The 19,145-nt window shown below is 58.4% G+C and carries 18 protein-coding genes and 1 pseudogene; 7 read left to right on the top strand and 12 right to left on the bottom strand.

Going from position 1 to position 19,145, the window contains the following annotated elements:
- Positions 1-6: 6 nt before the first annotated feature.
- Together B30_RS08940 and B30_RS08935 are read right to left on the bottom strand one after the other, a co-directional pair.
- A complete protein-coding gene (locus B30_RS08940; RefSeq protein ID WP_009571724.1) occupies positions 7-693 on the bottom strand; it encodes a D-lyxose/D-mannose family sugar isomerase in 687 nt (228 codons plus the stop codon).
- The gene (locus tag B30_RS08935; protein WP_009571723.1) at positions 690-3,119 is read right to left on the bottom strand and encodes a beta-mannosidase; all 2,430 of its coding nucleotides are present in this window, start codon (positions 3,117-3,119) and stop codon (positions 690-692) included. Before B30_RS08935 ends, B30_RS08940 begins: the two co-directional genes overlap by 4 nt.
- Positions 3,120-3,348: 229 nt before the next feature.
- Between B30_RS08935 and B30_RS08930 the strand changes: the two genes are divergently transcribed.
- The 4 genes from B30_RS08930 (at position 3,349) to B30_RS08915 (ending at position 7,079) form a co-directional block, all read left to right on the top strand.
- Positions 3,349-4,425: a LacI family transcriptional regulator gene (locus B30_RS08930; RefSeq protein ID WP_009571722.1), complete on the top strand. Its 1,077-nt coding sequence runs from the start codon at positions 3,349-3,351 to the stop codon at positions 4,423-4,425.
- A 73-nt stretch (positions 4,426-4,498) separates the two neighbouring features.
- Positions 4,499-5,041: a TRAP transporter small permease gene (locus B30_RS08925; RefSeq protein WP_009571721.1), complete on the top strand. Its 543-nt coding sequence runs from the start codon at positions 4,499-4,501 to the stop codon at positions 5,039-5,041.
- The gene (locus B30_RS08920) at positions 5,038-6,360 is read left to right on the top strand and encodes a TRAP transporter large permease (protein WP_009571720.1); all 1,323 of its coding nucleotides are present in this window, start codon (positions 5,038-5,040) and stop codon (positions 6,358-6,360) included. The genes B30_RS08925 and B30_RS08920 overlap by 4 nt, the downstream gene beginning before the upstream one ends.
- Positions 6,360-7,079, top strand: a complete 720-nt coding sequence (locus B30_RS08915) for a phosphotransferase enzyme family protein (RefSeq protein ID WP_009571719.1) — start codon at positions 6,360-6,362, stop codon at positions 7,077-7,079. Before B30_RS08920 ends, B30_RS08915 begins: the two co-directional genes overlap by 1 nt.
- Here B30_RS08915 and B30_RS08910 read toward each other — a convergent pair.
- Positions 7,076-7,585, bottom strand: a complete 510-nt coding sequence (locus B30_RS08910; protein ID WP_009571718.1) for a MarR family winged helix-turn-helix transcriptional regulator — start codon at positions 7,583-7,585, stop codon at positions 7,076-7,078. The two genes, B30_RS08915 and B30_RS08910, sit on opposite strands and share 4 nt — an antisense overlap.
- A gap of 92 nt (positions 7,586-7,677) precedes the next feature.
- Between B30_RS08910 and B30_RS08905 the strand changes: the two genes are divergently transcribed.
- A complete protein-coding gene (locus tag B30_RS08905; RefSeq protein ID WP_009571717.1) occupies positions 7,678-8,556 on the top strand; it encodes an EamA family transporter in 879 nt (292 codons plus the stop codon).
- Between the two features lie 43 nt (positions 8,557-8,599).
- Here the strand turns inward: B30_RS08905 and B30_RS08900 are convergent, their stop codons facing one another.
- From B30_RS08900 to B30_RS08870, 7 genes are all read right to left on the bottom strand, one after another.
- Positions 8,600-10,378 carry a SulP family inorganic anion transporter gene (locus B30_RS08900; protein WP_009571716.1) on the bottom strand — a complete coding sequence of 593 codons (1,779 nt, stop codon included), beginning with the start codon at positions 10,376-10,378 and terminating at the stop codon, positions 8,600-8,602.
- Positions 10,379-10,453: 75 nt separating this feature from the next.
- Positions 10,454-12,130: a bifunctional protein tyrosine phosphatase family protein/NAD(P)/FAD-dependent oxidoreductase gene (locus B30_RS08895; protein ID WP_009571715.1), complete on the bottom strand. Its 1,677-nt coding sequence runs from the start codon at positions 12,128-12,130 to the stop codon at positions 10,454-10,456.
- A gap of 115 nt (positions 12,131-12,245) precedes the next feature.
- A complete protein-coding gene (locus tag B30_RS08890) occupies positions 12,246-12,659 on the bottom strand; it encodes a TIGR01244 family sulfur transferase (RefSeq protein WP_009571714.1) in 414 nt (137 codons plus the stop codon).
- Positions 12,660-12,753: 94 nt separating this feature from the next.
- Positions 12,754-13,644, bottom strand: a complete 891-nt coding sequence (locus B30_RS08885) for an MBL fold metallo-hydrolase (RefSeq protein ID WP_009571713.1) — start codon at positions 13,642-13,644, stop codon at positions 12,754-12,756.
- 38 nt (positions 13,645-13,682) lie between these two features.
- Positions 13,683-14,126 carry a DUF6691 family protein gene (locus tag B30_RS08880; RefSeq protein ID WP_009571712.1) on the bottom strand — a complete coding sequence of 148 codons (444 nt, stop codon included), beginning with the start codon at positions 14,124-14,126 and terminating at the stop codon, positions 13,683-13,685.
- Entirely contained in the window at positions 14,126-14,587 is a 462-nt protein-coding gene (locus B30_RS08875) for a YeeE/YedE family protein (protein ID WP_009571711.1), read from the bottom strand. Before B30_RS08875 ends, B30_RS08880 begins: the two co-directional genes overlap by 1 nt.
- Positions 14,588-14,915: 328 nt before the next feature.
- Entirely contained in the window at positions 14,916-15,266 is a 351-nt protein-coding gene (locus B30_RS08870; RefSeq protein ID WP_009571710.1) for a DNA-binding protein, read from the bottom strand.
- Positions 15,267-15,313: 47 nt separating this feature from the next.
- Between B30_RS08870 and B30_RS22500 the strand changes: the two are divergent.
- A pseudogene (locus tag B30_RS22500) lies at positions 15,314-15,625 on the top strand (hypothetical protein); the annotation flags it as partial.
- On the opposite strand, the gene B30_RS08865 reads toward B30_RS22500, so the two are convergent.
- Entirely contained in the window at positions 15,611-16,879 is a 1,269-nt protein-coding gene (locus tag B30_RS08865; RefSeq protein ID WP_009571709.1) for a nucleotide disphospho-sugar-binding domain-containing protein, read from the bottom strand. The pseudogene B30_RS22500 and the gene B30_RS08865 overlap by 15 nt on opposite strands.
- Positions 16,876-17,808 (bottom strand): GntR family transcriptional regulator, encoded by a 933-nt coding sequence (locus tag B30_RS08860; RefSeq protein WP_009571708.1) that lies wholly within the window; start codon positions 17,806-17,808, stop codon positions 16,876-16,878. The genes B30_RS08865 and B30_RS08860 overlap by 4 nt, the downstream gene beginning before the upstream one ends.
- Before the next feature lie 195 nt (positions 17,809-18,003).
- Here B30_RS08860 and B30_RS08855 point away from each other — a divergent pair, with 195 nt between their 5' ends.
- Positions 18,004-19,047, top strand: coding sequence for a polyamine ABC transporter substrate-binding protein (locus tag B30_RS08855; protein WP_009571707.1), 1,044 nt, complete (start codon positions 18,004-18,006; stop codon positions 19,045-19,047).
- The last annotated feature ends 98 nt before the right edge of the window (positions 19,048-19,145 follow it).

Genomic DNA, 19,145 nt, shown 5'->3' with positions numbered 1-19,145 from the left:
TTTGGCTCACAGCCAACTGTCATAATCGCTGACCAAAAGGTGCAGCGGTGCTTCGTCTTCTTCGATCTGGCTGAACCGCCCGATCGGTTGGTGAAAAATATTATCCGTGCGGTCATCGTTCACATTCGACACTTCGCCGATCAACACCTTACCGCCCTCGCCCCAAAATGCGTGCCAATGCCACGGTTCCAACGTCACGCTTTCCCCCGGTGCCAGCGCCAAATGTTCGCCCGCTTTCAGCGTGCGCATTTGGCCATCGGTCATCACCTCGACCGGGGCCGTGTCATCGAGGACGCCATCTTCGGTCCGGGTATAAAGTTGCAACACCAAGGTCGCGCCGCCGCGGTTGATGATGTCTTCGGTCTTGTAGATATGGTGATGCATCGGCGAGAGTTGGTTCTCCTCCGAGATCAACAGTTTTTCGGCATAAAGCGGCCCCATGCCCCGCGCCACATTGGCGGCAGTGCCATTGCGCAGGGTAAACAGGAACAGGCCCAAATTATCGAAATCGCCCTGACCATAATCGGTGATGTCCCAGCCCATCATATGATCACGGATCATCGCACCATCGCTGGCCACGCGGGCTTTGAGCGCCTCGGGTGTCAGATAGGCAAAGGGCGGCATGACAAAGCCGAAAGAGCGCATAAAGGCATCCGACTCTCGGATGATCTCGTTGACAATGGATCGTTTCATCTGGCCCCTCCCAAGGTCGCCTCATAGAGATTTTGAACTGTAAAATTCGTTTTCATATCTGCATCTTGCGGCACAAAGGTGATCTTTTGCGGCATGTCTGGCAATAACGTCACAGCATTGGCCGAAAACCGCCCCGGCTGATCTGCCTCAAGCGTGACAAAAAGCGCGAGCGCTCTGGCCTCAAGTGTGATTTCAATTTTTCCGCGCAACTCTTTGGTTCCAATCACAATCTGAGGATCAATCAGATCATAAGTCTTGAACGGTTGTGGCGCATGACTGTCGCCGCCTTCGCCGCCCTCATTTTGCCCCTTATACTGCCATGTAAAGACGTAGAGTTCATCCTGTTTTAACAGGCTACGCTCCAACTCCAAAACATCAAAGGCTTTGTGGGTCATCGCCGTGACGCAGACCTCCGCCAAAGGCCGCACATCGCCTTTTGGCGTGACGGCAGCGACCTGGATGGACACATCCACCTCATCTGGCAAATCGTTGATAAGTTTAAACACATCTTTATCGCCCTGCGGCACGACTGTGACCAAAACCGGGGCATAAAACCGCGCGGCCATATGGTGTAAAATCTTCCAGCCGCCGCCATACTCCAAGCTCGACCAAGAGGCGCAAGGCCATGTGTCGTTGAGTTGCCAATAGAGCGTGCCCATGCAATGCGGCTTGAGCGCGCGCCATGCGGTGACGGCGGTTTTGATCGCGAGCCCCTGTTGCACCTGCGACAGGTACACGAGGTCTTCGAACCGCTCCGGCAGGCGAAAATCGCGCATCATCGTGCCCACGATCCGGGCATTGCCGCCCGCGTTTTTCTGATGCGCGTCCATCACCGCAGAGGCCATATTGCGGTCCTCGGGCGCGATGAACCGGCGGATCACCGCCATTGACGGAAAGGACTGAAATCCAAATTCGGAGACAAACCGCGGCCTCATCTCGCGGTAGGCCTCAAACGGCATATTCTCGTGCCAAACGGTCCACACATGCATGTCGCCCGAGCTGTCCTCATGCCAGGCATCGCCAAAATTCAAAGGCCCCAGCGAGGGCGAGGACGGCCACCAATTGGCCTCTGGGTCCGCCTCAAAAAGCGCACGTTCCAAGGTCTGATTGAGCCGATCATACATCACCAGATAGCGGTCGCGGTTGGCCCGCGCCTCGGGAAATTCGTGCAACATGCCCAAAAGCTCGTTGTCACCACACCACAGCGCCAAACAGGCGTGATGCTGCAACCGCTGCACCTGTTCACGCACCTCAGCCGCCACATTGGCCAAAAACGCCCGATCTGCCGGGTAGAGATTGCAGGCGAACATAAAGTCCTGCCAGACCATCAGCCCCATCTCATCGCAGAGATCGTAAAACCAATCCGGCTCATAACGCCCGCCGCCCCAGACCCGGATCATGTTCATATGGGCATCGACGGCGGAGCGTAAAAGATCGCGCACCTTGTCGCGCTCAATGCGCCCATGCAGCGCATCCGCCGGAATCCAATTCGCGCCTTTGGCAAAAACATCCCGGCCATTGACCCGGAATTTAAACCCGGTGCCCCCCGTGCCTTTCGCGTCGTTGACCGCCACATGTTCAATCCGCCTAAGCCCAATCCGGCGCGTCACCACCGCCGCGCCACACCTAACCTCAAGCGAGTAAAGCGGCTGATCGCCCTGCCCGTTTGGCCACCAAAGCCTTGGCGCCTCGACAAAAAACACCGCCTGCGCCACGCCATCCGTGACCACCGCCTCGCGCATCCGATCGGCAAAGCGCATCTCGACCAACGCGCCGTCCCCATGCTCGACATGCGCCGTCACCGTGACCGACACACTCTCGGCCTCAATATCATGATGCGCCTGCTCCACATGGAGATGCGCAATCCGCGTCTTCATTGCAGGACAAATACTCACACCCCCGCGGACCCCAAACGGCGCCAAGGCGATGTTCCAATCCCAACCAAAATCGCATTGCTGTTTGCGCAGCATGTTGATGTTGGGGATCGGGCAATTGGCCTTGTGATAGGGGATGTAAAACGGTTGGGATGTTTGCAGTGCCTCTGCCGCATGGATCACCGAGTGGAACCGCAATTCGATCTGATTTTCGCCGGTCTGAGCATACTCCGACAGGTCCACCCGCCAGGTTCGAAACGCATTGTCGGCGGTCAACACATCGACCCCGTTCACCGAGACATCGACGACGCCATCAAGGCCAGAGAGCACCATCACAACATCCGCCTGCGTCAGTGTGACCGAGCGGCGTAACACCCAATCGCGCTCGGCAATCCAGCGCAGCGCAGTTTCCGCGTCGCCCGCATAAGGCTCCGGCCCATGCCCCGCCGCAACAACAGTCGAGACGCTGTCAAACGGCAGTGAGACCGGCAGATCATAGTCGCCCTGCGCATCAACAAACCGCCACCCCTGTGTCAATTCAATCTCCGCCACGACCCCTCCCAGACACGGTTCCAGCCTCCACACTCCATCTAAAACGTTTTAGTGCTTCATCAAAAGCGATTCTTTCACGGTGATCGGCCAAGATGCCCGACGATGGGTTTTTTCAGGTTGGAAAATTTTCCCGAATAGTCTTACCGTGCTGTCGCGACCCCAGCGACCGCACAAGCGACACTGCTGCGATCCATGATGGGCGAAGCTGACGTCCTCGTAAGGAGCGGATATGACAGGTGAGGATGAGCATGAGAAAACGGCCCCTGTGATCACACACCCCTTGTCTCCGGGCGAGCGCCCGACCCTTAAAACCATCTCCCGCATCACCGGGCTGGCCATCGCCACGGTCAGCCGCGCGCTCTCAGATGCACCGGATATTTCGGTCGAGACCAAAAGGCGTGTGCGTGAGTGCGCCGATCACATCGGCTATCAACCGAACCGTGCCGGTCAGCGCCTGCGCACGGGCAAAACCCATGTCGTGTCGCTGTTGATGCCCACCGAACCCGACATCATGTCCCACACCGCGCAACTGATTTCCTCCATCGCCGAAGGCCTTCAAGGCACGGCCTATCATCTGGTCGTCACCCCCTATGCCCCGAATGAGGATTTGATGCGGCCGCTGCGCCATATGATCGGCACCGGCTCCGCCGACGCCGTGATCCTCAACCAGACCATGCCCGAAGACCCGCGCGTCGCCTATTTGATGGAGCGGGGATTTCCCTTTGCCACCCATGGCCGCACGATCTGGGCGGATCAACACGCGTGGTTTGATTTTGACAACCGCCGCTTTGCCGAACTGGGCATTGCCGCCTTGGCCCGGCGCGGGCGGCGTCATGTGCTGATTGTCGCCCCGCCTCTGGATCAGCTTTATGGTCAGGACATTCTTGAGGGTATCACAAAGGCCTGCCAGATTCATGGCATGACGCCGATCTGGCTCAAAAGCGCCACCTCGGACAGCGCCTCCAAAGTGATTGAAACCGCAGTGAGCGCCGCCCTCAAAGAGAGCCCCGAGATTGACGCCATCCTTTGCGCCTCACCGATGAGCGCCATCACAGCCATTGACGCAGCCGAGCGGTCGGGCCGTGTGATCGGCAGAGATTTTGATGCTTTCGCCAAAGAGGCCACCCCACTTTTGACCCGGTTTCGGCGTGAGGCGCTGACGCTTCATGAAGATGTCGCCAAGGCTGGCAAGGCATTGGCCCGCGCCGTCATTCAGGCGATTGAACAGCTGCAGGCTGCACCTCTTCAGGGCATGGATGTGCCATACTATGAGGACCCCTTGGATCTTTCGCGCAGCCAGAGCTGATTTTCACGTTGACCTGTCCCTGTGTCACGTTAAACCCCTGCTGCAGTCCAGCCACAGCTTGAGGGGGCCCCAGATGCATCACCGCCTGTCCCGCAGCCTGACCCACAGCCTGCCCCAGTGGGTCGCTGGTTTGGCGCGGCTGACCGCCTATGCCGGTGGGCTGAGCCTTTTGGCCGTGATCGCATTGACCTGCGTGTCCATTCTGGGCCGGGCTTTGGATGGCGTCGGCTTTGGCCCGATCCCCGGCGATATTGAGCTGGTTGAATTTGGCATCGGATTTGCCGTGTTTTCCGCCATGCCTTATGCCCAATTCGCCCGCGCCCATGCTCGGGTCGATCTGTTCAAACCACTGATGGGGTATAGGCTCAATCGCCTGTTGGACTTGATCGGCGATCTGTTTTTGTTGGGTTTTTCCGCCCTCGTGGCGTGGCGACTTTGGCTCGGGATGATTGACAAAGGGACCTATAACGAGACCTCGTTCATCCTGCAGATCCCGGTGGTCTGGGGCTATCGCGCCGCCATGACCACCTGTGGAGTGGCGGTGATCGTCGCGCTCTACTCTGTGCTGCGCTCAACTCGCGCCCTGCTGTCCCCCTCCAACGGAGGCCACACATGAGCCGCTTTGAAATCGGCCTTTGGTCTTTCCCCATCCTCTTGGCATTGATCTTTTTGCGTATTCCCATCGGGGTGGCGATGTTTGCCGTGGGTTTTGGCGGAGCCTATCTCCTGAGCGGCAATTCCGTGATGATGTTGAGCCAATTCAAACACCTGATCTATGGCGAATTCTCGTCCTATTCGTTTTCCATCATCCCGCTGTTTTTGTTGATGGGCCATTTCGCAACCATGGGCGGCATGTCGGCGGGGTTGTTTAAGGCGGCGGAAACATGGCTCGGCCACCGCAAAGGCGGGGTCGCCATGGCCGCGGTTGGCGCCTGTGCCGGTTTTGGTGCAATCTGTGGGTCGTCCTTGGCCACCGCCGCCACCATGGGCAAAGTTGCGCTGCCGGAGTTGAAAAAATATGGCTACACGGGACGTTTGGCGACGGGCGCGCTGGCCGCCGGCGGCACATTGGGTATTCTCATTCCGCCCTCGGTGATCCTCGTGGTTTACGCCATGTTGGCAGAACAAAACATCGCCAAGCTCTTTGTCGCCGCCTTTATTCCCGGGATTTTGGCCGCCCTTGGCTATATGATTTGCATCTCGATCTACGTGCGTATCCGGCCACAATCCTGCGGGCAACGCGACAAGGCACCGATGACCGAACGCCTCAGCGCACTTGTGGCCGTCTGGCCGGTTTTGACGATTTTTGTCGCGGTCGTGGGCGGTATCTATTTGGGCATTTTCACCCCGACCGAAGCCGCCGCCGTGGGCGCGGCAGGCACTGGAATCGTGGCGCTGGCCGGTGGCGGATTGACATGGCGCGGCACGGGCGAGGCGATTTTGGAAACCGCCGCCTCGACCGGCATGATTTTCCTGATCCTGATCGGGGCGAAAGTGTTCAACAACTTTTTGGCACTGTCCGGCGTGCCGATGCAGGCCGCCGCCTGGGTCGGTGCTTTGGGCCTCACCCCTTGGGTGATTTTGGCGGCGGTTCTGCTGCTTTACCTCGCCTTTGGTTGCGTCATGGACAGCCTGTCGATGATCATTCTCACCATCCCGATCCTGTTCCCGATCTTGGAGGGTTTGGACTTTGGCTTGCCCCATGGCGAGTTCGGCCTGTGGTTCGGCATCGTCGTCCTGATCGTGGTCGAAGTTGGTTTGATCACCCCGCCCGTGGGGATGAACCTGTTTATCATCAATGCTTTGGACAGGGAAACGCCAATTTCCGAGACCTTCAAAGGCACCCTGCCTTTCGTCATCACCGACCTGATCCGCGTCGGGCTTTTGATCGCCTTCCCGGTACTCACCCTTGGCCTCGTGCGGTGGGTGTATTGATGCCTGCACTGCCACCCAGTCCCCTTTGGGGTGTTCAAGCCGCCTTGGAGCCGATCGGTGGCGGTCATCGCAATGCGGTGTTTCGCACCTCGGGCCTCAAACGCGATTTGGTGTTCAAATCGACCCGGCGCACGGAGGCGGCGCTATTCTGGCTCACGCCCGTCATGGACGCCGCCGAGGCCGCAGGGTTCACCGTCCCCCGGCTTATCCCGGCGTTGGACGGCGCTTTATCGGCGGCTGGATGGACCTGCGAACCCTATCTGGAGGGGCGTCCCTTTGCCCCCGAAGACATTCCCAAAGTGGCGGCTCAGATCGAGCACTTTCACTGCAACACCCGCGCCCTGCCGCAGCGTCCGGGGTTTTTGAGCAGTCTCGACCTGATTGAGGCCACCACCGGTGGCGATGTCGATCTGATGGCCATGCCCGCCGAGATCGTCGCGCTGTGCCGCCGGGCGTGGCAGCCGATGCAGGGCAAGGTCGGCGTGATCCATGGCGATCTGAGCGCGGGCAATCTGATCGACACCGAGCACGGTCCGGCGCTGATAGATTGGGACGAGGCGCGGGTGGATTTGCGCGCCTATGACCTGATCCGCACTGATCCCGAACACGCGACAGCGGCGGAAAAAACCGCAGCGCTGGCTTGGGAAGTGGCATGCAGTTGGGGGATCGAACCGGATCACGCCCGGATTTGCGCGCAGGTTTTGCAACGCCGGATTTAACCGGCCTTGCGACCGTCAAGCTTGGCCAGATAGCCCGCCAGCCCCGCATCCAGCGTGGCAAATTCCGTGTCCGTGAGCAACGCGGTCAGGCGATGTTGGGTGGCGACATGATCCTCGATCACCCGATCAATCAGGGCAAATCCCGCCTCTGTCAGGCCGACAATCGCCCGGCGCGCGTCCTCTTTGTCCGCGCGGCGCTCCACCAGACCTTTGACCTCTAACCGATTGATCCGATTGGTCACTGTGCCCGAGGTGATCATCATATTGTCCATCAATTGCCCGGCGGTGAGCGCATGCGGCGGTTCAGCACGGCGCAACGTGGCGAGCAAATCGAAACTGGCTTGGTTGAGACCATGGCGGGCGAAAGTCGCCTCCATTTCACGCGACAACACGCGGGTGATCCGCCCCAATCGGCCAATCAGCCCCATCGGTGCCGTGTCAAGATCGGGCCGGGCTTTCGCCCATTGCGCCCGGATGTGGTCAATCTGAATGCTGTCATCGCTCATGCAAAAGGCTTTGCAGAAAATAATCTTGACGTCAAGATTTATCGCATTATCTTAACATCAAGATAAATTCAGTTTCCTCCAAAGGCCGCACAATGCCACATCCCTCCTCTCGCAGCTCCGACATTCTGCTCACCGCCCTTGCCCCCGCCATCTGGGGCTCGACCTACCTTGTCACCACCCGATTTTTGCCCGAGGGCATCCCTTTCAGCGTCGCGCTTTTGCGCGCCTTGCCTGCGGGGCTTTTGCTTCTGGTGATCCTGCGCCGCCTGCCGCCGCTGGCACTTTGGTGCAAAATCTTTGTCTTGGGGGCGCTGAATTTCACCCTATTCTGGAGCTGCCTGTTCATCGCCGCCTATCGTCTGCCGGGCGGTGTGGCGGCCACATTAGGCGCGATGCAGCCGTTGATTGTGTTGATCTTGATGCGAGTTTGGATGGGCGCGGCGCTACGCCCCTTGGCGGTATTTGCCGGGGTTGCGGGCGTCATCGGTGTGGCGCTTTTGGTGCTCACCCCCGCCGCCACATTGGATCCGCTCGGCCTCATCGCAGCCCTGATCGGCGCTTTGTCCATGGCCATCGGCACGGTTTTGACCCGCACATGGGCCCTGCCCGCCACGCCGCTCACCGTCACGGCCTGGCAATTGGTCGCCGGGGGGCTGTTGCTTTTGCCCATCGCGCTGATCCTTGATCCGCCGATGCCACAGGTGAACGCCACCAACATCATCGGCTTTGTCTATCTCGGGCTGATCGGCGGGGCTGTGACCTATTTCCTGTGGTTTCGCGGCATTGCCCGGCTGGATCCGCAAACCGTTGCGCCCTTGGGCCTGTTAAGCCCGTTCACCGCCGTGATCTTGGGCGTGGTGATTGCCCGCGAAAACCTGTCCGCGTTGCAATCCCTTGGCATGGTTGTGGTTTTGGCCTCGGTCTATCTGGGCCAATATGCGCAGGCCCCCCGCCGCATGAACCCGGCCTGAACCCTCTCCAAAGAAAACGCCCGCCGGATGTGGCGGGCGTTTTTTAGGCGGCTGTGTCGGACTGGGTCTCGGGCGGTACAGGCTTTGTCACATCCCCCAAAGCCTTCATCGCCGCGAATTGCGACAAGAACACCTGCCCGCTCAAATCCTGCAACAAATGCGATTTTTGCAGCCGATCCATCACCGGGCCTTTGACCTCGGAGAGGTGCAACTTGATCCCGGCATCATTCAAACGTCGATTCAACTCTTCGAGCGTTTCAAGCGCCGAAGAGTCGACATCATTCACCGCCGGACACATCAGAACCACATGTTTGATCACCGGGTTGTCGGCAATCCGGTCCAAAATATAATCCTCCAAGAACCGCGCATTGGCGAAATACAGGCTCTCATCCACCCGGATCGTCACCATCTCCGGCACCGTCAACACGTCATGACGGTTGATGTTGCGAAAATGCTCGGACCCCGGCACCAGACCAACCTCGGCCACATGCGGACGCGAGGTTTTATAGAGGTGCAGCGCGATGGACAGGATCACGCCCGACGACACACCTGTTTCCACCCCAAACCAAAGCGTCAACAGGATGGTGGCCAGAACGGCGGCGAAATCGGCCTTGCTATAGCCCCAGGTGGTTTTGAGGATTTTGAAATCCACCAAGGACAGCACGGCGACGATGATGGTCGCGGCCAGCGTGGCGATGGGCAAGAAATAGAGCAAAGGCGTGAGGAACAAGGCTGCAAGCGCGATGCCCACGGCGGTAAACGCCCCCGCTGCGGGGGTTTCCGCGCCCGCGTCAAAGTTGACGACAGAGCGCGCGAAGCCCCCCGTCACCGGATAGCCGCCCGAAATCGCCGCGGCGATGTTGGAGGCCCCAAGGCCGATGAGCTCTTGGTCCGGGACGATGCGTTGGCGTTTTTTGGCGGCCAGAGTTTGCGCCACGGAGACGGATTCCACAAAGCCGATGATCGAAATCAGAATGGCAGAGCCAAACAGTTGGCTCCAAATTTCCGGCGAGAAATGCGGCAAGGTCAAAGGTGGCAAGCCACGCGGCACCTCACCGACGATTTTCACGCCGTGATCGTTGAGCGAAAATGCGAATGAAATCAGCGTGGTGACCACAACGGCGGCGACAGGGCCGGCCTTGGTCGCAATATCCGCCATGCGCGGGCCCACGCCTTTGGAGATCAACAAGGGTTTCAAACCTTTGCGCACCCAAAACAAAAACGCCGTTGCCGCCACGCCGATGATCAGCGTGATGAAATTGGTCTGACCGAGGTGTTGAGCGAGCGAGATCAGCCGCTCCGGCAAGGTCTCGCCCGATGCGGAAACGCCAAAGATATGTTTGATCTGCGACGCCGCGATCAGGATGCCCGAGGCGGTGATAAACCCGGCAATCACCGGATGCGACAGGAAATTGGCAAAGAACCCAAGTCGGAAAAAACCCATCACCAACAGGATCACACCGGAAATAAACGCCAATGTGATCGCGGCGGCGGCATATTCGGCCGTGCCTTGCAATGCCATGTTGCCAACTGCCGCGGCGGTCATCAACGAGACAACCGCGACCGGCCCCACGGCCAGGGCGCGCGAGGTGCCGAAGATGGCATAGGCGACGAGCGGCAGGATCGAGGCGTAAAGCCCCATCTGCGCCGGCAGCCCCGCAAGCAAGGCATAGGCCAGAGATTGCGGGATCAACATGATCGTCACGATGATCGCCGCGATGCCGTCATTGGCGAAGGTCGAGGGCGTGTATTTCGAACCCCACTCAAGGATGGGGAGGTAACGGCGCAGTTTGCGCGGGTCAAATGACCGGGTCACAGACAAGGGACTGTCCTTTCGCTTGGACACAGGATCGGGGAGGACATCCGGGCAGAAGATGTATTCTGCCCGGATGCGTGTTTATTTCGCGTGAACTTTTTCGGGTTTGATCAACCATTCCTTACCGCGCAACATGGCTTTCCAATAGACTGGCGGTAGGATTTGTTCTTTCAAAATCCAAGCCTTACGCGTCGGCTTCGTGCCATCCAAAAGCCATTTCGGGAAAGATGGCAACAACACCCCACCATAACCGAATTCGGCCAAAACGATCTTGCCCTTCTCGACCGTGAGCGGACAGGAGCCGTAGCCATTATAGGCCGATTGCGGCGATTTCCCGTCGATGTCGGCGGCGATATTGTCGGCCACCACGGGGGCCTGCATCCGGGCTGCGGCGGCGGTTTTGGCGTTGGGCGCGTTCATCACATCGCCCAAGGACCAGATGTTGTCATACTCCTTGTGGCGCAGCGTGACCTGATCCACATCGACCCATCCGGCCGCATCGGCCAGCGGCGAGACGCGGATGAAATCGGGCGCGACCTGTGGCGGCACCACATGGATCATGTCGAAATCGACGGTGATCGTCTCCTTTGCCGCGTCGGGTTTGGCGACCTCAAAGGTGGCTTTTTTGCCCGGCCCGTCGATGGCCACCAGATTGTGGAAGAAATTCACATTGGCGCCATAGCGTGCGATGTAGCCCTCAAGTGCGGGCACATAATCTTTGACGCCAAACAACACGCCGCCCGCGTTCATGAAATCAATCTCGATATTGGGCAAAACACCGCGCGTTTCCCACTCATGCGCCGAGAGGTACAGCGCCTTTTGCGGTGCTCCGGCGCATTTGATCGGCATCGGCGGTTGGGTAAAAATCGCCTTCCCCCCCTTCAAGCCCTGCACCAATTTCCAGGTATAAGGCGCCAAATCATAACGATAATTCGAGGTCACACCGTTTTTGCCCAAGGTCTCGGTCAGGCCCTCAATCCGTGCCCAATCGAGTTTCAGCCCCGGACAGACCACAAGGCGATCATATTTCACCACCCGGCAGCCATCCAAAATCACCGCGTTGTTTTTCGGTTCAAACGCCGCCACAGCGGATTTGAGCCAATGTACCCCGCGCGGGATCAGGCTGCCCATGGTTTTGGCAGTGGTCTGCGCGTCAAACACGCCCGCGCCCACCATGGTCCATCCCGGTTGGTAATAATGCGTGCCCGCCGGATCAATGATGGCGATCTCAAGATCAGGTTTGCGCGCTTTCAGCGACGCCGCCATCGCCACACCCGCAGCCCCGCCGCCGACGACAACCACATCGAATTTGGCATCTTCGACACTGTCCGTCGGTGTCACACCGCCATTGGCGATGCGCCGTGCCACGCCCGACATGTCGTAGCCTGCGGCTTTGGTTGCGGCCAAAATATCGACCACGGATTTCTCTTTCGCCATCGCCAAAGACCACAGCGTCGTGGTGCGCGTACCCGTGCGGCAATAGCCAAACACCGGACCGGGCAATTCGGTCAATGCGGTGCGAAACGCCTCCGCCGTCTCTTCGGAAACGATGCCCGGCGTAACCGGCAAATAAAGAAATGCCAATCCTGCGGCCTCGGCCGCGCGCTGCATTTCCTCATGGGTCGGCTGATCGGCGGCCTCGCCATCCGGGCGGTTGCACACCACCGCCCGAAAGCCACGGCGGGCCAGTTTGACCATGTCGTCGATCTGAATCTGTCCCGACACGGACAATCCGTCCGTGATTTTTTTAATGTCCATCCTGCGTCTCCTCGCAAAGCAAGACGGATCCGGCTCCCGCCCGGACCTGTCCCAAAACCGTACATACCCCGTTCGGGGTCGTGGAAGCCGGGACAGAGACGCGTATGGGCGCGTCTTAGCCCCTTAGAAAATCAACCATCGCGCTCAGGTCATAGCCTGCGCCCGCGGCCTGTTCGACAATCTCATCGGCGGACAAGATGCCGATTTGTGCCAGCGCCCACGTGGTGCAAGAGCGCGTGCCAGAGCGGCAATAGGCATAGACAGGACCGTCCAGATCGGCCAGGGCCTGTGCCATATCCGCGATCAGATCGGGGGTGAATTGCCCCGGCATGACCGGCAAATAGAGGTAGCTCAGCCCAGCCGCCTTTGCCGCCTCTTCCATCACATCCGACGACAAGCCCGGCTCAACTTCCATATCCGGGCGATTGTTGATCAGCGTTTTATAACCTTTCTCGGCCAACCGTGTGACCTCGTCGGGGGTGATTTGGCTGCTGACCGTCAGTGTGTCGTTGATCTTGTTGAAATCCATGTCTGATCTCCTGATGTGCGTGGGGCCGCCCTGCCCGTTCCACGGGCCTGAAAGCGACAAAGCGGCAACGCGCCCCACGACATCAAAAGAGGTCTTAGAGCCCGTTCACCGGAACCTTCAGGAATGTCTTGCCATCCTTATCCGCCGGGGGCAACTCACCCGCGCGCATGTTGACCTGCAAAGACGGAATAATCAGCCGTGGCATCGCCAATTGTGCATCGCGTTCCTCACGGAATTTAACGAAATCGGCCTTGGTTTTGCCGCCGCCAACGTGAATGTTATGGGCCTTTTCGTCACCCACCGTGGTTTCCCACGCAATGTCGCGGCCATTCGGGCCGTAATCGTGGCACATGAACAGGCGCATGTCGTCCGGCAGGGCCAGAAGTTTTTGGATGCTGTCAAACAAGATGCCCGCATCGCCGCCCGGAAAATCGGCGCGCGCCGAGCCGCCATCGGGCATGAACAACGTGTCGCCAGTAAAGGTCGCATTGCCCATGGTGTGGGTCATACAGGCCGGGGTGTGGCCCGGCGTGTGCATGGCGAAACAGGTCATCTCGCCCACCTGATAGGTGTCGCCGTCCTTGAACAGGCGATCAAACTGCGAGCCATCGCGTTGGAATTCTGTGCCCTCGTTGAACACTTTGCCAAACACGTCCTGGACCACGGTGATGTTTTCGCCAATGCCGATCTTGCCGCCAAGCTTGTCCTGAATATAGGGCGCGGCCGAGAGGTGATCGGCGTGAACATGGGTCTCGATCAACCATTCGAGTTTCAGGCCCTGCTCCTCGATATAGGCGATGATCTCATCCGCACTTTTGTAGGAAATGCGGCCGGCGGCGTAGTCGATGTCCATGACACTGTCGACCACCGCACAGGCGTTGGAGGCCGGGTCCTTGACGACATAGGAAATCGTCCATGTTTCAGGGTCAAAAAAGGCTTTCACCTCGGGATTGACCGACATATCGACGGGATAATTCGATGCCATTTCTCTCTCCTTTTTCTCTTCGATCTGCACCAAAGGCCTCATGCGGCCCGGCGCGCGGCTTTGGCCGCCGTTAACTTCATCATAAACTTGGCGGCAAAAATCCCCGCCACAAGTGCGACAAAAAACACCCAGACATTGGCATCCAGTGCACCAAGCGCCGGAAGCGCGCCGCCCGGACAAAACCCCGCGATGCCCCAACCGACGCCAAAAACCAGGGAGCCGCCCACCAGTTTGGCGTCAATCACCCGGCTCGTCGGCACGATAAAGCGCGGCTCAAAGGCCGGGGTCTCATAGCGTTTGAACAGGGCGCGGTAGCCAAAGAAACTCACCGTCACCGCCCCGCCCATCACAAACACCAGCGAGGGGTCCCAGGTTCCGGCAAAGTCAAAAAAGTTCAACACTTTTGCCGGGTTGGCCATGCCGGACATGGAAATCCCAAGGCCAAAGATCAGCCCGGTGAGATAGGTCAGAAAATGTTTCATCACGCCCCTCCCACAACTTGGCCGAACACATGGCGGATCAAATAGACCGTCACCGCCGTGGCAAACATAAAGCTCAGCGTGGCCACAATCGAGCGCGGGCTGAGCCGCGACATGCCGCACACGCCATGGCCCGAGGTGCAACCCGACCCGTAACTCACGCCGATGCCAACGATAAACCCGCCGATGATCAGCGCCGTTTTTGACACCGGCACCTCAACCACCGGCATATGCCCGGTCAACGCCGCAAAGGCCAAAGGCCCCGAAGCCATCCCCGCCAGCAAAATCGCCCGCCACGCCCAATCCGACGAGTTCGTCGGGGTCAAAAACCCAGCCAAAATCCCGGTCGCGCCAAAAATCCGGCCCTGTAGCGCCATCAACAACACGGCGGCAGCGCCAATCAAAAGCCCACCGATGAGCGAAGCCCATGGCGTAAACTCGGTTGGCGAAAACTCCGTAATCATCCTGTCTGCCCTCCCGAAAGAGGGGCTTTGGTCTCAGCCCAATATGTCATCTGTGCATGTCCTCCTACGCGGGTTTCCCGCTTGTCTGCGCTCAGTCTATGCGAGCGCAAACGCAGCTGTCGGTGAGTTTGTCACATAAGGGGGCTGGATGGGGGAATTTGTGGGCGATGGGGTGAGGACAGAGTGAGCGCTCTTTTTAGCGGTCAGACCTATGTTGGTGGCCCGACGCAGCGATTAAAGCAAAGTCCTACGGAGAAAAAAGCTGGCATTAAGGGCTGCAAGGATGGATGACGGCTACGCCGGACAAAACGGACCTTGCTCATTCTGGCTACTTGTTGCTTTTGATGCTCGACCGAAGAAATTTCGACGCTGACCGAAAGTGACTCGGTCCCGCGGCTTCTGCCCGGCGGCCGGGGGTCACGTATTGCTGCAAAAACGCATCTATCGAAACCTGAGGGATGATCTCGGTCTCATTGAGTGTCGCCGGGTTTTGGCCTTTGTAGGTTGTCAGAAAACCTTGATCGAGCAGATAGCGCAGCGTCGGACTTGAGACCCGCAATTTTCGAGACATCTCCCGGTAGGTCAGCCCGGAGAATGAGATCGCCTGCATCGCATTTTTAAGTGCGTCGAGGTGAACAATCGCCCCTGCCAATCCTGTCTTGCCACGAAGCAACCCCACGCATGGCACCTTCCGCGTCGCCAAGAGATGCAGGATTTCGGAACTCCGGTCATGTCTTTCTCGGCGCCGCGCCGCGCTATGACGGGTCCGATCAGGGATGATTCGACACCTGTGCCACGCTGGCGCTCCGCTGTTCGACGCCGATGGTGGCGGTCGGCGAGGTACTCATGCATCACGGGCGTCGGCGCAGGCTCGCGGATGTGCTGACCTGTCTGCGCGAGGGGTTGACCATCGACTGGATCGGCACGCGCGCCCTACCCAATGCCGCACGCCGCCTCAAGGGGGCCTCTGATATGGCGCGGTTCTACCCTGAAGAGCGGCTGCGGATTAAAACTGGCTTACGGCTAAGAAATCACTGTCAAAATCGACTGCGCCGCGATGTGCGTGCCGGGGGTTGCTTTCATCTGCTCAGAGATGGTCTTGAGATGGGCCAACATCGCCGTGTCACCCAAAAGCGCGGTGATCACCTCACGCAATTGTTCGGGCGTCCAGTCGTTGCGCTGCAAAAACGCACCAGTGCCAGTCTGTTGTGCGCGCAGCCCGTTGTCATGGCCATCCCAACAATAGGGCATCACCAGAGACGGCACACCAAAATACATTGCCTCACAATAGCTGTTGTTGCCGCCATGATGGATGAACAAATCCGCTTGCGACACGATCGAGGGCTGCGGGAACCAACTGCCCAGATACACATTGTCCGGCACTTGGCTATAGCTTTCCAAAAAGCCACCGACATTGACAAAGAACCGGGCGGGAATCGTGGCAAACACCGCGATCATCCGCGCAAACAGATCGGTGTCGATGGCGCCAAGGCTCCCAAAGCTCATATAAACAATCGGCCCCTCGTTGATGGGCAAAGGCGGCGGGTCGAATTGCGCCTCTTCGCGCACGCAGCCTTCGAGAAACACGAAAAGACGCTCGTCCAGCGGCACCAGACGGTCATGGCGGATCGCCGTGGGGGCCAACAATAGGTTCAAATAGGGCGAAGGTTCCAAAAACAACCCCGCAGCCAAAGGCGGCAGGCCGCGCTGACCTCGGAACGTATTATATCTGAGATGCGCCGGGGCCGTGACCTCAAGATAGCGCGCCTCAAAGGCCGGACGCGCAGGGTCGTGTGCGGCCATGCCCGAGAGATAGGGCGGGACATGTGCATCAGGGATTTCGGTTTCGGTACAGGACACCACCCGCACCCACGGCACGCCCGCATTGGCGATGGCCGGAAACATGATGACGTTGTCGAGCACAATCCCTGCGGGTTTGATCCGTTTAAGCAGGGTCTCAAGCCCATCCTCGGCCCGGATGGCCGTGTCCACGATCGCGTCCCAAGTGGGCGCAACATAGCTGTGCAGTTGTGCCATGGGATCTTGGTTGAAATGGGCGACATGGGCGGTGACAAAGCTCTGCCATGTATCCTCGGTTTGCGGCTGCGAGGGCGCGGTGTCCGGAAGTTGGTATTCCTTAAACCCGTATTCGGCAAAAACACCGTTGAAACCGGGGTGACACAGGAACACCGGGACGGCACCATGGCGTTGCAACTCCTGAGCAATGCCAACGCAATTGAGAGCGGAGCCAAAACTGGCTTCGGGGAAAAGGGCAATAATGGGCTTCGTCATAAAGAGCCTCCGCGCGCGAGGGGTAGAATGCCGCGATTGACCGTTTGCGGTTTGCGGATCTGGCTGCGCCGTAGATGCAGCACCATTTGATCGGCGGCAAGCTGAAGTTGCATCCGCTCCAGACTGTCGAGAATACCCAAATGTTCATTCAGCGATTGGCGCAGACGAAAATCCGCGATGGTGTGATCCTTTTGCGTCGAGAGGCGCAGGCGCTGGTGGGCCAGCAAGACGCCGCGAGCAAAACGGTTGCCGGAGCTTTCTGCAATGAAGCTGTGAAAGGCACAATCCAAGCGTAGAAAGGCCGAGGAACTGAGCTTGCCATCAGGGCGTTGGAGAAACTCTTCCATCTGTTGCCGCATCAGACCGATCTTTTGGCTGTCGACCTGAAAACCCGGCGTCAAAATGGCCTGTGGTTCAAGCGTCAATCGAAATGCGAGACTTTCCTCAATTGCGTTTGGCGTGTCCAACATCGGCTGAAACGCCCAGGCGCGGCCCGGCAGTTGAACGACGATTCCATCTGAGGACAGTATTTTTAGAGAATTTAGTACAGACGATCTTGGCGCGCCATAGCGCCGAACAAGCGCGCTGACCGACTGAACATCCGAAAGGCGGCGCTCAGCCCGATCCGAAAGAATACGCGCCGCCAAAGACCCCTCCATATCGTCAAGATCAGAGGAGATGTCCGCCGACAGCGCATCCGGCGGGAGATTAAGGAAAAACCCACCCTCCTCTCGTTTTTGAACAATTTCCTTTTGTTCCAGCAATTTAAGAGCAGATCGAATGGGCGTCCGAGACACGCCGCAAGCCTCGGACAAGACCGATTCCGGGAGGTGATCACCCTTGCTCAAATCGTGCTCCAGAATGAACTCGATGATCTGGCGGGCCAGCTTGAGGTGGTTTTGACGCGTATTACTGCGCGATATCGGCATGAGCCTCTCCTTTGAGGCAGGGGTTTTGGGCCCTAAGAGTCCGACCAACCAGCCGACACCAAAAAAGACCGCAAAAACAAATTGACGTATAATTTCCACGATTAATACTGAGACTATAGCGATCGTAAAGAATCGCAACACAAATTACCGGGCCACGGTCCGGACAGTCCAACAGACCCTTTGGAGGTTACGTTTATGATACGACACACACTGCACAGCGGTGTTTGCTTGACCGTGACACTGGCTGCGATGGCCGCACCTGTCTTGGCTGAGCCGCTCACCGTGTCAAACTGGGATGGCTATATGGCCGCCGATGCGATTGACACGTTTAACGCCGCAACCGGCAACGAAGCCGAGTTGGTGTTGCACGCTACAAACGAAGAAATCATGGGCAAATTGATCGCGTCAAAAGGCGCAGGCTATGATGTTGTCTTTGTGTCCTCACCGTTTGCCGAAGTCTTGCACAACCTTGGTTTGGCCGAAGAGCTCGACCACGACAAAATCCCCAACATCGCCAATCTCTACACCGAAGCCACCGAGCTGCCGCATGATCCGGGCAATGTGTTCTCACTGCCGTATGCTTGGGGTACGACCGGGCTGTGCTATCGCTCCGATTTGGTTGCGGAACCGACGTCCTGGTACGATCTTTTGGAACCGACAGAGACCGTGTCCGGCAAGACCACCATGCTCGCAACCGACCGTTGGTTGCTGGCCGCTGGTCAATTGGCGCTTGGCTATTCGGTGAACGAAACGGATCCCGACAAAATGGCCGAAGTGCGTGATCTTCTGATCAAAGCCAAAGGCACTTTGTTGGCCTATGACGACACCACATTCTACGCCAAACTTGTGTCCGGCGAGGCGGAGTTGGTGCAGGCGTGGGATGGCTGGTGCAACTACGGCATCGGCGAAAATGCCGACATCACATATATGATCCCGACTGAAGGCTCTGATCTTTGGGTCGACACGATGGTGATCCTGAAGGCGTCTGAGCACAAAGACGCAGCCTATGCATTTGTGAACTACATTCTGGATGCCGAAAATCACCGCTGGGCTGCCGAGAATATCCTCTACAAAGTGCCGAACAAGGCCGCGATGGACGGTGTGGACCCGGCACTGATCGAGACATACCCGAACATGGGCATGGCCCCGGCGGACATGTTGAAATTTGAGCAATTGCGTGACGTGGGAGCCGCGCAGCGCGACTATTCCCGCCTTGTCTCCGAGATCAAAGCGAACTGATCCAAACACGCCTCGCTCCCTTTTGGTCCCGCCTCTCCCCAAGGGCGGGACCATCCCCCCCCAATCGCACAAAATGATGCTGGCTCGTTCAGCACAGG

Source organism: Celeribacter baekdonensis B30 (genome assembly GCF_000299875.1).
Taxonomy (GTDB): Bacteria; Pseudomonadota; Alphaproteobacteria; order Rhodobacterales; family Rhodobacteraceae; genus Celeribacter; species Celeribacter baekdonensis_A.
This window is presented reverse-complemented; position numbering and strand designations above follow the sequence as displayed.